This is a genomic window from Blautia sp. LMAG:36, from assembly GCF_008680535.1.
In the GTDB taxonomy this organism is placed as follows: domain Bacteria; phylum Bacillota; class Clostridia; order Lachnospirales; family Lachnospiraceae; genus Blautia_A; species Blautia_A fusiformis.
In genome coordinates, this window is the sequence record NZ_NALB01000003.1 from 562,720 (window position 1) to 576,748 (window position 14,029).

At 46.4% G+C, this 14,029-nt stretch carries 12 protein-coding genes; 10 read left to right on the forward strand and 2 right to left on the reverse strand.

Annotated features, from left to right (window positions below; all coding sequences use genetic code 11):
- Positions 1-70: 70 nt before the first annotated feature.
- From CCC17_RS02825 to CCC17_RS02870, 10 genes are all read left to right on the forward strand, one after another.
- Positions 71-1,804, forward strand: a complete 1,734-nt coding sequence (locus CCC17_RS02825) for a phospho-sugar mutase (RefSeq protein ID WP_287082476.1) — start codon at positions 71-73, stop codon at positions 1,802-1,804.
- Positions 1,805-1,907: 103 nt separating this feature from the next.
- Complete coding sequence (locus tag CCC17_RS02830) at positions 1,908-2,201, forward strand: HU family DNA-binding protein (RefSeq protein ID WP_270427032.1); 294 nt, start codon at positions 1,908-1,910, stop codon at positions 2,199-2,201.
- 74 nt (positions 2,202-2,275) lie between these two features.
- The gene (locus CCC17_RS02835) at positions 2,276-2,515 is read left to right on the forward strand and encodes an RNA-binding S4 domain-containing protein (RefSeq protein WP_015527118.1); all 240 of its coding nucleotides are present in this window, start codon (positions 2,276-2,278) and stop codon (positions 2,513-2,515) included.
- A 90-nt stretch (positions 2,516-2,605) separates the two neighbouring features.
- Positions 2,606-2,887 carry a sporulation protein YabP gene (gene yabP / locus CCC17_RS02840; protein WP_173753898.1) on the forward strand — a complete coding sequence of 94 codons (282 nt, stop codon included), beginning with the start codon at positions 2,606-2,608 and terminating at the stop codon, positions 2,885-2,887.
- 111 nt (positions 2,888-2,998) lie between these two features.
- Positions 2,999-3,313, forward strand: a complete 315-nt coding sequence (locus CCC17_RS02845; RefSeq protein ID WP_227752318.1) for an FtsB family cell division protein — start codon at positions 2,999-3,001, stop codon at positions 3,311-3,313.
- A 119-nt stretch (positions 3,314-3,432) separates the two neighbouring features.
- A complete protein-coding gene (locus CCC17_RS02850) occupies positions 3,433-4,926 on the forward strand; it encodes a SpoIIE family protein phosphatase (protein WP_287082477.1) in 1,494 nt (497 codons plus the stop codon).
- A gap of 25 nt (positions 4,927-4,951) precedes the next feature.
- Positions 4,952-6,394, forward strand: a complete 1,443-nt coding sequence (gene tilS, locus CCC17_RS02855; protein WP_287082479.1) for a tRNA lysidine(34) synthetase TilS — start codon at positions 4,952-4,954, stop codon at positions 6,392-6,394.
- Entirely contained in the window at positions 6,391-6,918 is a 528-nt protein-coding gene (gene hpt / locus CCC17_RS02860) for a hypoxanthine phosphoribosyltransferase (RefSeq protein WP_138277220.1), read from the forward strand. Before tilS ends, hpt begins: the two co-directional genes overlap by 4 nt.
- A 16-nt stretch (positions 6,919-6,934) precedes the next feature.
- Positions 6,935-8,782, forward strand: a complete 1,848-nt coding sequence (gene ftsH, locus CCC17_RS02865; RefSeq protein ID WP_118624037.1) for an ATP-dependent zinc metalloprotease FtsH — start codon at positions 6,935-6,937, stop codon at positions 8,780-8,782.
- Positions 8,783-9,069: 287 nt separating this feature from the next.
- The gene (locus tag CCC17_RS02870) at positions 9,070-11,187 is read left to right on the forward strand and encodes a glycoside hydrolase family 13 protein (protein ID WP_287082480.1); all 2,118 of its coding nucleotides are present in this window, start codon (positions 9,070-9,072) and stop codon (positions 11,185-11,187) included.
- Between the two features lie 81 nt (positions 11,188-11,268).
- Here CCC17_RS02870 and CCC17_RS02875 read toward each other — a convergent pair whose 3' ends face one another.
- Together CCC17_RS02875 and CCC17_RS02880 are read right to left on the reverse strand one after the other, a co-directional pair.
- Positions 11,269-11,580, reverse strand: a complete 312-nt coding sequence (locus tag CCC17_RS02875; RefSeq protein ID WP_022427364.1) for an ArsR/SmtB family transcription factor — start codon at positions 11,578-11,580, stop codon at positions 11,269-11,271.
- Positions 11,581-11,714: 134 nt separating this feature from the next.
- On the reverse strand, positions 11,715-14,027 hold the full coding sequence (locus CCC17_RS02880) for a heavy metal translocating P-type ATPase (protein WP_330577270.1): 2,313 nt from the start codon (positions 14,025-14,027) through the stop codon (positions 11,715-11,717).
- Positions 14,028-14,029 lie beyond the last annotated feature (2 nt).

The following is a 14,029-nucleotide window of genomic DNA, read 5'->3' on the forward strand; positions in this document are numbered from 1 at the left end:
TCCCTTTTTCTGAAAATTGTTATATAATACTAAGTATCTTATATAAAGAAACAGGGAGGTATTTTGGAACATGGATTATAAAGAAATCTATAATCAGTGGCTTGAAAACCCATACTTTGATGAGGCGACAAAGGAAGAACTGAAAGCGATCAAAGACGACGAAAATGAGATCAAAGAGCGTTTTTATATGGATCTTGAGTTTGGTACGGCAGGCCTGCGTGGTATCATCGGCGCAGGTACCAACCGTATGAATATTTATGTGGTAAGAAGAGCGACCCAGGGGCTTGCCAACTATATTGCCAAGGTTGACAAGAAATCTCAGGGAGTTGCCATCGCATATGATTCCCGTCATATGTCACCGGAGTTTGCCCAGGAAGCAGCACTTTGCCTGGCAGCAAACGGAATCAAGGCTTATATCTTTGAGACACTTCGTCCGACACCGGAGCTTTCCTTTGCAGTACGTCATCTGGGCTGTGTGGCAGGTATCAACGTAACAGCCAGCCACAATCCTCCGGAATACAACGGATACAAGGTTTACTGGGAGGACGGCGCGCAGATCACACCACCTCATGATTCCGGTATCATGGGCGAGGTAAAGGCAATCTCCGACTGGAATACCGTAAAGACCATGGATAAGGAAGAAGCAGTAAATGCAGGACTTTTCGAAGTGATCGGACAGGCTGTCGATGACGCTTACATGGCAGAGCTTAAGAAACAGATCATCCATATGGATGCGATCCAGGCAGAGGGCAAGAACCTGAAAATCGTTTACACACCTCTTCACGGAACCGGCAATATTCCGGCCAGAAGGATCCTTAAGGAGCTTGGATTTGAGAATGTATATGTAGTACCGGAACAGGAGCTTCCGAATGGGGATTTCCCGACAGTCAGCTATCCGAACCCGGAGGCAGCAGAGGCATTTGAGCTTGGCCTGAAGCTTGCGAAGGAAGTGGATGCAGACATCGTACTTGCCACAGACCCGGATGCAGACCGTCTTGGCGTTCGCGTAAAGGACAAAAACGGAGAGTATCATGATCTTACTGGTAACATGTCCGGATGCCTTCTTGCAAACTATGAGCTGAGCCAGAGAAAGGCTGTGAACGGAAGCCTTCCGGAGGACGGAGCTCTTGTAAAGACTATCGTTACAACAAACCTGGCAGATGCTATTGCCAAGGGATACAACGTGAAGCTTATCGAAGTGCTTACCGGATTCAAATACATCGGACAGCAGATCCTCGGATTTGAGAACAGTGGCAAGGGTACATATCTTTTCGGATTTGAGGAGAGCTACGGCTGCCTGATCGGAACCTATGCAAGAGACAAGGATGCCATTGTTGCTACCATGGCACTTTGTGAAGCTGCTGCTTACTATAAGACACAGGGCAAGACTCTCTGGGATGCAATGATCGATATGTATGAGGAGTTCGGCTACTATAAGGATGCCATCCAGGCAGTTACCATGAAGGGTATCGAGGGACTTCAGAAGATCCAGGAGATCATGACAACACTTCGTCAGAATCCGCCTGCCGAGTTTGCCGGACATAAGGTGACTGCTGTACGTGACTACAAGCTGGATGAGATCACAGATCTTGCAACAGGTGAGAAGAAGCCGACAGGACTTCCGAATTCCAATGTTCTCTACTATGAGCTTACTGATGATGCATGGGTTTGCGTAAGACCGTCCGGAACAGAGCCTAAGGTTAAATTCTATTATGGCGTTAAGGGAACATCTCTTGCAGACGCGGACGAGAAGTCTAATGCAATGGGCAAGGCTGTTCTTGAAATGGTTGATTCCATGAAATAATAAAATAGGTCACATTCCGCCTGTAATATGCGAAAAACCTTGACATTATAAGCCAAAAGCGGTATATATATAAAGCAAAGTCAAAAATAAGAGAACATCAATTATAGGAGGAAACACCATGAATAAAACAGAGTTAGTGGCAGCAATGGCGAAAGACACCAATCTTTCCAGGAAAGATGTAGAAGCTGTTCTGAAATCTTTTATCGATGTTGTAACAGACGAACTGAAAAAAGGCGAGAAGATTCAGCTGGTTGGATTTGGAACTTTCGAAGTAAGCACAAGAGCTGCAAGAGAGGGAAGAAATCCTCAGACTGGTGAGACCATGACGATCGAGGCTTCCAAGTCTCCGAAGTTCAAAGCAGGAAAAGCTTTAAAGGACGTTGTCAACGGCAAATAATCTGTTGGTTCAGAGTGATAACGGCAGGGGAAACCGGTTTTTTGGTTTCCCCTGCTTTTTTAGGAGGAAAAATTATGCGTCTTGATAAATATCTGAAGGTATCCAGACTGATCAAACGCCGTACGGTGGCAAATGAAGCCTGCGATGCAGGAAGAGTTCTGGTCAATGACAAGCCGGCTAAGGCTTCTGTACAGGTAAAGACCGGTGACACTGTGGAGATTCAGTTTGGAAGCCGTAATGTAAAGGTTGAAGTCCTGGAAGTTAAGGAAACGGTAAAAAAAGATGAAGTGGAAAGCATGTTCCGCTATATCTGATGCAGGGACAGCTGCCGTTTAGGCGTGATGGTCTATTCCGGATGGATTTTTCATAAAATAAAAGAGAAATCATCCCCAGGGAGGTATGGATTGGACGAGAAGAGAACGGCAGCATTTCACAGTCTGATGCTGGAGCGGCAGAAAGGTGGCACCATAACGGGAATCCGGGAGGTGATCTCTTTCGATGAAAAAGAAATACTGCTGCATACAGAGGAAGGAAAGTTATCCATAAAAGGCGAAGGACTTCATGTAAAACATCTTGATCTGAAAAGCGGGCAGCTTAGCCTGGAGGGAAAAATCGACAGTCTTACCTATCTTGGCAGGAAAAAAGACAAAAAAGAAGGATCCCTTTTAAAAAGACTGTTCCATTAAAGCTAAAAAGACAGCAAACCGGTTGATATTTTTTTGAAGAAGTTGTAAAATCTGGATGTATAAGCTCGTAAAAGGTAAAGAGATCAGATCGTGTAAAAAAGGAGCAGCAGATTGAAAAATCCAAAAAAGGGAAAAGAAAAAAAACGGATCGGATATAATTATCTTGGCATGGCGGGGATCATGGTGATCGCACTGGTGTTGCTGGGAAGCCTTATGTTACAGAGTAAGACTCTGGAACGGCGCAGGGATTATTATGATTCCAAAGCTACAGCACTGGAGAAGTCGATTGAAAGTGAGAAGGAACGTACCAAGGAGATCGAAGCAGAGAAAGAATATATGAAGACCGACGAATATGTGGAAGAGGCGGCTCGTGAGAAACTGGGACTTGTGAAAGACAACGAGATCGTGTTTCAGGAAGAAAAATAGCTGAAAATCAAAGGTTTCGACGAAATTTTTTTTGACATTTTCGTGCGGCTTTGACAGATATTTCAGGGATCTTCCTTTATAATGTTCAGTCAGTGAAGGTTATAAGGGGAGGGGAAAATATGCAGGAATGGATCATTGCCATGCTCGTAGTCAGCATATTGCTGATACTCCGGGACATGGCAAAAACTGTCTTTTCGGGAAAAACGAAGGAAAAAGAAGAAATGCTGCCGCTTTGTGAAAGCCATCCCCAGAAGGAAAAAGTGGAACGGTATGCAGCATCCTTCCGGAAGCTTGCGGATACATTCTACGGAATGCCTTACCGTAAGGAATTTTTGAGCGGAGGACAGCTGAACCGTATCATATCGGACACCAGTGCGGCTGTATGTTCCAGATGTTATCAGAGAGAGATCTGCTGGGGAGAGCATGCCGGGGAAACCATGCGGGGCAGTGAGAATATGATCCGTACCATGGAGGAAGGCAATGAGGAGAATATCCAGAGAGCCCGCAGTGAATGGATGAGAGCATGTGGCCGTTCCGCCCAGTATTTTCAGGTCCTGAATGAGGGATTTCGTGAAGAAAGGCAGAATCTCGTGTGGGACAACCGGATGATCGAAAGCCGGCTTGCAGTTGCACAGCAGCTGACGGAGATCTCGAGGATTATGGATCATATGGCAGAAGAGCTGTATGATATCATGCCGGCAGATCCGCAGTTTCAGGAAGATCTGAAAAAGGCTCTTCGTAAAAAGCATGTACTTGTAAAAAATGTCTGGGTCATGGATAAGATTGAAGGAAGACGGCAGATATTTCTGAATCTGAGAGCCAGGAGCGGACAGTGTGTTTCTATGACAGAAATCGCACAGATCCTGTCCAGGATCTGCGGAAGCTCCATGACGCCGGACGCTGGCAGCCGCAGTATTGTAAATGGAGATTTTCGTATGGTTCATTTTGTGGAGGATGTCAGTTATCAGATGCTTTACGGAGTAGCGCGGCTTACAAGAGAAGCGGAAAAAGTTTCCGGAGATAATTATATCTGTCGTCAGGAAGAGGATGGCAGGTTTTTTCTCTGTCTGTCTGATGGGATGGGTTCCGGAATAGAAGCGTTTAAAGAAAGCGAGATCGTGGTAGAACTTCTGGAACAGTTTCTGGAATCCGGCTTTTCTCAGGAGACAGCTGCCAGAATGGTGAATTCCGCATTGCTGTTGAAAGGACGGGAAGGGATGTTTTCTACTGTCGATATCTGTGCGGTGGATCTTTATACCGGGATTTGTGATTTCCTGAAAGCAGGGGCGTCTTCCACATTTATTAAAAGAGATCACTGGGTGGAATCCATTGCTTCGGAAAATCTTGCCGCAGGCTTGGTCCAGCAGTTGGATTTTGATACTGCATCAAGAAAGCTTTATCATGGAGATTACCTGATCATGATGACAGATGGAGTTCTGGATGCACTTCCTGCAGAACGGGAAGAAGAAACTATGAAGGAGATCATTATGGATGTTCGGGAAAAAGAGCCCCGGGAGATGGGACGGGGAATACTGGAAAGGGTCCTGGGATACAGCGATTATCATGCCAGGGATGATATGACAGTAGTTGTGGCAGGATTGTGGAAAAAATAGAGTATTTTTGGTTACAGGAGAAAAAATGATCACACGTGTAAGAAAATATATCAGAGACCATCAGATGCTGAAAGCAGAGGATATGGTTGTGGCAGGGGTTTCCGGAGGGGCAGATTCCATAGCAATGCTTCATATTCTGAAAAATCTTCAGAAAGAGATTGGTTTTTCCATGGAAGTGGTTCATGTCCATCATGGGATCCGGGGCCAGGAGGCGGACCGGGATGAGCAGTTTGTGGGAAAAATCTGCCGGGATTGGGGAGTCCCTTTCCGGTCCAGGCATTATCCGGTTCCGGAGCTTTCCGAAAAGTGGAAGCTGGGAGAAGAAGAAACCGGAAGGATCGTGCGAAAACAGGCATTTCAGGAGGAAAAAAAGAGACTTGGTTTTTCTGGGGAACAGTCAGAAAAGAACGGACAGTTCCGGATCGCACTGGCACACAACCGCAACGATCTGGCAGAGACTATGCTGCATCATCTGGCAAGGGGAACCGGTATCCGGGGACTTTCCGGGATACAGGCGGTAAACGGTGAGATCATCCGGCCGGTTTTGTGTTTAGAACGGAAGGAGATCGTCAATTATCTGAAGGAGAGAGGTATTTCCTATATCACAGACAGCAGCAATCTTTCAGATGACTATACAAGAAACCGGATCCGTAACCATATTCTTCCGGCTATGGAACAGAAGATCAATGCAAAAGCGGTGGAGCATATGGCAGAAACCGCACGGGTTCTGGCAGAAGCAGATTCGTATCTTCAGAAAAAGGGAAGGGAGCTTCTGGCAAGCTGCCGGAAAGAAAATGGCTATCTTCTGGATGAAAAATTTTTTGCACAGGATCCTATCCTTCAGGAATATGCGGTGATGGAGGCATTTGAGATACTGGCAGGAAAACGTAAGGACTTTACATCTCTTCATGTGGACCAGGTCCTTTCGCTTCAAAAAAAAGAAAACGGTCGTTATATCAACCTTCCGGAATCGCTGCGGGTAATACGACAGTATGGAGGGGTATGTCTGAAAAACAACTCTGCATCAGACAGAGAGAACGCTGCTTCCACTGAAAAAAAAGTATTGGCAGGTCTCAGAGAAATGTCTATGGAGCTTCCGGTACCTGGGATTCTGGAAAGTCCTTTCGGAGTTTTTGAGTCGAAAATTTTTTCTTATAAGAAACAGAAGATTGAAGAAAAAAAGTATACGAAATGGTTTGATTATGATAAAATAAAAGACAGTCCATGCGTTCGGACCAGAAGACAGGGAGATTATCTTACTGTAAACAGTGAAGGCGGAAAAAAGAAGCTGAACCGGATCTTTATTGATGAGAAGATTCCGGCGGAGATGAGAGACAGGCTTCCGGTTGTTGCGGCAGGATCTGAGATACTCTGGATCCCGGGAGGACGGATGAACGAGAAGTATAAGATCACTTCCACTACAGGGAGAGTGTTAGAATTACATTACCAAGGAGGAGCTTTAGCATGAGCGAAAAAATCAGGGTTTTACTCAGTGAAGAAGAGGTAGATGCCCGTATCCAGGAAGTTGCAGACATGATCAACAAGGATTATGAAGGAAAAGATGTACACATGATCTGCGTTCTGAAAGGCGGCGTTTTCTTTATGTGTGAGCTTGCCAAGAGAATCACACGTCCGGTAACACTGGATTTCATGTCTGTGTCCAGTTACGGTGATGATACGAAATCCAGCGGTGTTGTAAAGATCGTCAAGGATCTGGATCAGCCACTGGATGGGAAAGATGTTCTGATCGTAGAGGATATCATTGATTCAGGCAGAACCTTAAGCTATCTGCTGCGTATCCTGAAGGGCAGACATCCGGCAAGCATCAAACTCTGTACACTTCTTGACAAACCTGAGAGACGTGTGACAGATGTAGAGGTAGATTACTGCTGCTTCAATATTCCGGACGAGTTTGTAGTAGGATACGGACTTGATTATGCCCAGAAATACAGAAACCTTCCTTACATCGGAGTAGTGGAGCTTCAGGACTGAAAGGAGATTTAACCAAGTGAGCAAGCATTCAGGTAAGATAGGCCTGTACCTTCTGCTTATTGTGGCACTGATCGCAGGATATCTGTATCTCAATGACCAGGTATCTACCCAGGGCAGCTACACAATGGGCCAGCTGGAAAAGGCTCTGGAAGAAGACAAAGTGACGGATGCGGTGATCCATCAGAACAGAGAAGTGCCCACCGGTTATGTAACAGCAAACATTGTTTCAGACGGTCAGAAGACAGTCTACGTAACCGATGTAAAGGAAGCGGAGGAGCTTCTTGAAGAACATGGTATCGATCCGACGATCCGCAATGTACCCAAGGACAGCTCCATGATCGGAACGGTACTTCCGGTAGTGCTTACCGGCGCGATCCTTATCTTTTTCTTTATGATGATGAACCGGCAGATGTCCGGAGGCGGCGGAAGCAATGCGAAGATGATGAACTTCGGAAAAAGCAGAGCAAGGATGTCATCCCCTGATGATAAGAAAGTAACATTCAAAGATGTTGCAGGTCTTCAGGAGGAGAAGGAGGATCTGGAGGAGGTAGTTGACTTCCTGAAATCCCCTCAGAAGTATACGAAGGTAGGTGCCAGGATCCCGAAGGGAGTGATCCTTGTGGGCCCTCCGGGAACAGGTAAAACCCTTCTCGCGAAGGCAGTTGCAGGAGAGGCCGGAGTTCCGTTTTTCTCCATTTCTGGATCCGATTTCGTGGAGATGTTTGTTGGTGTCGGTGCTTCCCGTGTACGAGATCTTTTTGAAGAGGGCAAGCGTCATGCACCGTGCATCATCTTTATTGATGAGATCGATGCGGTAGCCCGTCAAAGGGGAACCGGTATGGGCGGCGGCCACGATGAGAGAGAACAGACGTTGAACCAGCTTCTTGTAGAGATGGATGGTTTTGGAGTAAATGAAGGAATCATCGTAATGGCAGCGACCAACCGTGTGGATATTCTGGATCCTGCGATCCTCCGTCCGGGACGATTTGACCGTAAAGTCGGTGTGGGACGCCCGGATGTCAAGGGCAGAGAAGAGATCCTTATGGTCCATGCCAAGGACAAACCGCTGGGAGATGATGTGGATCTTCGCCAGATCGCCCAGACAACCGCAGGATTTACAGGCGCAGATCTGGAGAACCTTCTTAACGAAGCTGCCATTGATGCTGCAAAAGAGGGTCGTCCTTATATCATGCAGAAGGATATCAAAAAAGCATTCATCAAGGTTGGGATCGGTGCAGAAAAGAAGAGCAAGGTCATCTCTGATAAAGAGAAAAAGATCACAGCTTATCATGAAGCAGGCCATGCGATCCTGTTCCATGTACTTCCTCATATGGATCCGGTATACACCATTTCCATTATTCCTACGGGAATGGGAGCTGCCGGCTACACCATGCCGCTGCCGGATAATGATGAGATGTTTAATACAAAGAACAAAATGCTGGAGGATATCACCACGCTTCTTGGCGGACGTGTGGCTGAGGAGATTATCTTCGGAGATATCACCACCGGTGCTTCCAATGATATCAAACGTGCCACAGAGACTGCACGCTCTATGGTAATGAAATACGGCATGTCTGAAAAAATCGGTCTGATCGCTTATGGCAACGATGACGATGAGGTATTTATCGGCCGTGATCTGGCACATACCAGAGGCTACAGTGAGGAAGTGGCAAGAGAGATTGATGGGGAGATTTCCCGTATCATCCGTGAGTGCCATGAGAATGCAGAGAGCATCATCCGTGAGAATATCGGCGTTCTTCACAGCTGTGCGGCCCTTCTTCTCGAGAAGGAAAAGATACATCGTGAAGAGTTTGAAGCACTTTTTACAACAGAAAAAGAAGAGGTTGCAAAAACAAACGAATAAAATGCACAAAAAAAAATATTGAATTTTGTGAACTTTGTGCACACTTTTTGGTGGACACATGGTACTATAAATACCGTAAAAACCCCCCAATACATTATATAGTTTTTGCTACACCCCATAAGAAGAAATACCTTCTCCAAAAAAGGCAGCTTAACCAGCTGCCTTTTTTACTGCCCAAAAATAAAAGACGGATTACGGAGAAAACAGATATATATGCTTGCGGGATGGAAAAAATTAAGATAATATATTTAAAAACATGGTACTAAAAACGGAATGAGGAAAATAGAATGTTATATGAAAGCATGGAGACTGCAAAGAAGATGCGGTATATACTCAATATGAGTCCGGTATTAAATAAAGACGCAATGTTCAGTGACGGGACGGAATATTACCGTACACCTGTGGAGCCGCGGGAAGGTGATACAGTTACGATCCGTTTTCGTACCCAGAGAAATAACGTGGACAACGTCTGTCTTGTGCATGACGGAGAATATCTGGAAATGAAGCGGGAAAAAACTTCCGGAAGCTTTGATTATTATACTGCACAGATCGTAATGGGAAAAGATCTTGTACGATATTACTTTGAGATCCATTCAGGACTTGTTACCTGTTATTATGATACAAATGGTGTAAGCACCAGACATGAGGAAAGGACAGAATTTGAGATCTATCCCGGATATCATGTGCCTGAGTGGCTGAAGGGTGCTGTGATGTATCAGATTTATGTGGATCGTTTCTGTAACGGAGATCCTTCCAATGATGTGGAAACAGGGGAATATTTCTATATCGGGGACACTTCCGTAAAAGTGGATAACTGGGAAAAGGTTCCGGCTGTGATGGGTGTCCGGGAATTTTATGGCGGCGATCTTCAGGGAGTTATGGATAAGCTGGATTATCTTCAGGAGCTTGGAGTAGATGTGATCTATCTGAATCCGGTCTTTGTTTCTCCCAGCAACCATAAGTATGACTGTCAGGATTACGATCATATCGATCCGCATATCGGAAGGATCGTAGAGGACTGTGATGGTCTGTTAAGTCCCGGAGACAGTGACAACAGTCATGCCCTTAAATATATCCGCCGTGTGACCGATAAACGGAATTTGGAGGCCAGTAATAAGCTTTTTCAGGAGCTTGTGGAGGAAATTCACAGAAGAGGGATGAAAGTGATCCTGGATGGGGTATTTAACCATTGCGGATCCTTTAATAAATGGATGGACAGGGAACGGATCTACGAAAATCAGGAAGGCTACGAAAAGGGGGCCTATGTTTCGGCGGACAGCCCTTATCGTTCTTTCTTCTGCTTCCAGGATCAGAACCGCTGGCCCTATAATCCAACCTACGACGGCTGGTGGACCCATGATACCCTGCCAAAGCTGAACTACGAAGAATCTGAGGAGCTTTGCCGGACGATTCTTGATGTGGGCAGAAAATGGGTTTCGCCGCCGTATAACGTAGACGGCTGGAGACTGGATGTAGCTGCAGATCTGGGCCACAGTAATGATTTTAACCATCACTTCTGGAAAGAGTTCCGGAGGACAGTAAAAGAAGCCAATCCTGATGCAGTGATCCTTGCAGAACACTACGGAAATCCGGAAAGCTGGCTTCGCGGCGATGAGTGGGATACGGTTATGAACTATGACGCTTTTATGGAGCCTGTAACCTGGTTCCTGACCGGAATGGAGAAGCACAGTGATGAGTACCGGGAGGACCTTTATGGCAACAGCGAGGCCTTTATCGGGGCGATGAAGCATCATATGCAGTCTTTGCATATGGGCGCGCTTTATGGAGCCATGAATGAGCTTTCAAACCATGACCATTCCAGATTTTTGACAAGGACCAATCACAGAGTAGGAAGGCTTTCCTATGCAGGCGCAGAGGCAGCATCTGCAGGCATCAATCCTGCCATCATGAGAGAGGCTGTTGTGATCCAGATGACGTGGCCTGGTGCGCCTACGGTATATTACGGGGATGAGGCCGGCGTCTGCGGCTTTACAGATCCGGATAACCGCAGAACTTATCCCTGGGGAAAAGAAGACCAGGAGATGCTGGACTTTCATAAACGTATGATCTGCATACACAAGGCATATCCGATTCTTGCAAAGGGTTCCCTGGAATTTCTGTGGAACGATCATCAGGGCTTGAGCTATGGTCGTTTTTCTGATTCTGAACAGATCCTAGTGATCCTTAATAATCAGGATCAGGAGAGAGACATAAGGGTAACAGCCTGGAAAACCGGTGTAAGCCGGAAAGAAGCAACGGCTTTTCAGCGCCTGATGCTTTCTTCCGGAGAGGGTTATACGGAAATGCCGGAAGAATATATTGCAGATGCAGGGATTCTTCAGGTGAAGATGCCTGCATACGGAGCGATGGTGCTTCACCACAGGGCGAGGGATAAATATAAATGATGCACGAGTAAGGCAGAGAAAAAAAGCCAATCTGTTCTTCCATTGGGAAGCAGATTGGCTTTTTGCATTGTGTTTTATGCGTTATTCTTCTGTAACGTGTTCCAGACCCTGATTCATGATGGTTGCCACATGGCTGTCTGCCAGGGAGTAGTAAATGGTTTTTCCATCTCTTCGAAATTTGACCAGTGACATCTGCTTCAGTACCCGGAGCTGATGGGAAATGGCACTCTGGGTCATGGAAAGACGATCGGCAATATCCTGAACACAGAGTTCTTCCACAGAAAGTACGTACAGGATACGGATCCTGGTAGGATCACCGAAAACCTTGAACAGGTCGGCAAGCCGGTACAGTGTATCATCATTGATCGGGTAATCTATATGTGTTTTCTTCATTTGCGTATCCTCCAAACTGTTAACTTCTATTGTAGCTGAAAAAAACGCACCGGTCAAATTCTTTTCTGCATCACTGGGGAGTTGTATGGATGCACAGGGATCCGCTGCAGGATATCTGCCCTGCAGAACGGATCTTATTTTTTATACAGGATACGAATGGAATTCAGCACGCAGATCATGGCAACGCCAGTGTCTGCAAATACGGCCATCCACATGTTGGCATGTCCGGCAAGACCAAGGATCATAACTGCGATCTTGATCACCAGGGCAAATATTACGTTCTGCCATGCAATACGGTTTGTGCTTCGTGCAATGGCAATGGACTGAGGGATCGCATCTACATTGGAATTCATAAATACGGCATCTGCGGCTTCAATGGCAGCATCTGCACCGCTTCCCATGGCAGCACCTACATCAGCACCTGCAAGAACAGGAGCGTCGTTGATACCGTCACCGACAAACATAACCGTTCCATGTGCCTGGCGGACCTTTTTCAGGGCATTGAGCTTATCCTCCGGAAGAAGCTTTGCATAGATCTCATCGATCCCGGCATCTTTTCCTACAGCCTGTGCACTGTCTTCGGAGTCTCCAGTGAGCATAACGGTGTGGAGACCAAGCTTTTTCAGAGAAGCAATGGCTTCCTTTGCGTCAGGTTTGATGGTATCGGAGATCAGCATATATCCTGCGAAGGTTCCGTTTACTGCCATAAATACTTCAGAGCCGTAAGCGGCTTCCTTTAATTCTCCGATTGTAACTCCGAATTTATCCATCAGCTTGCGATTTCCGCAGAGAACTTTTCCCTCCGGCATTTCCGCAACGATCCCGTGACCGGAAATTTCTTCCAGGGAGATCGGTTTTTCAAATTGGATCTCACGTTCCTTTGCGGCAGCAACGATGCTGTTTGCAATAGGATGTGTGGAGTTCTGTTCACAGCCTGCACACATGGAAAGGAGTTCATTTTCCGTGTATTTACCGGTGGCAACAACCTTCTGAAGCTGGAAGTTACCCTCTGTGATAGTACCGGTCTTATCCATGATCACAGCGCCGAGCTTACTTAATCCTTCGATGGAAAGGCCACCCTTGAAAAGGATACCCTTTTTGGAACCGGCACCAATCCCAGAGAAGAAGGCCAGCGGGATACTAAGTACAAGAGCACAAGGGCAGCTCATTACCAGGAAAGTAATGGCTGTGTAGATCCAGTAATGCCAGTTTCCGGTAACAAGGGATGGGAGTATGGCAGTTGCCACTGCGATTCCTACAACACAAGGAGTATAAACCCTGGCAAAACGTGTGATAAAGCGGTCGATCTTCGGTTTGCTTGCTGCCGCGTTTTCTACGGAATCCAGAATACGAGTGACCATGGATTCTTCCAGAGGTTTTTCCACGCGGATCTTAAGCTGGCCGGAAGTGTTGACGCAACCAGAAGTGATCTCATCACCTTCATTTACAGCAACCGGTACAGGCTCTCCTGTGATCGGAGAAGTGTCGATACGGCTGTTTCCCTCAATTACGATACCATCAAGAGGGATGCGGTCTCCGGGACGGACCAGAAGAATGTCTCCGATCTGAGCCTCTTCAGAGGGAATTACCTGGATATCATCGCCTGTGACCAGGTTTACAACTTCCGGACGAAGGTCTACGGCATCCATGATCTGCCCGCGGCTTCGTTCAACGGCTTTTTCCTCAAAAAGCTCGCCGATGCGGTAGAAGAGCATAACGCCTACGGCCTCAGCAGAATCATTGATGGCAAAAGCGGCAAGTGTTGCAATGCTCATGAGAAAGTTTTCGTCAAAAATCTGTCCGTGAGAGATGTTTTTGGCAGCTTTTACAACGATAACACCCCCAAGCGCCAGGTATGCGATCACAAATACAGGAAGAGTGGCACTGGTACCAAAGCCTTTGTGTTCCATGATCTCTCCGGCAACGAAGAGTACTGCACCGATGATAATACAGATGATATCTACGTTTTCCCTGGAGAAAAATTTCTTCTTGGAAGCGGTTTGGTGAGTCGCTGTTGTTGGGGACTGAGCCTTTGGCTTCGGATCCTTTTCTTTTACAAGAACTTCGGATTCAATGGATGTACAGATCTTACGGATTTGATCCAGGTATCGATCCGGATTCTTTGCAGTTAAGCGAAGCTGTTTTGTTGCAAAAGTGATGGTTGCTTCGGAAATGCCTTCAAGGTTTGCAATCTGTTCCTCCATTTTGGAAGCGCAGTGAGCGCAGCCTAGATTCTCCAGAAGATAGGTCTTAGTTGTTGTGTCAGTGGAAGCTGCCGGAGCTGGATTTCTCGGAACAACTTTAACTTCAGACTCAATGGATGTGCAGATCTTGCGGATCTGCGGAAGCAGAGCGTCTGAATCTGCAGCCCCTAAGCGAAGCTGTTTTGTTGCAAAAGTAATGGTAGCGCTTTCGACGCCTTCAAGAGCCTGGATCCGTTCCTCCATTT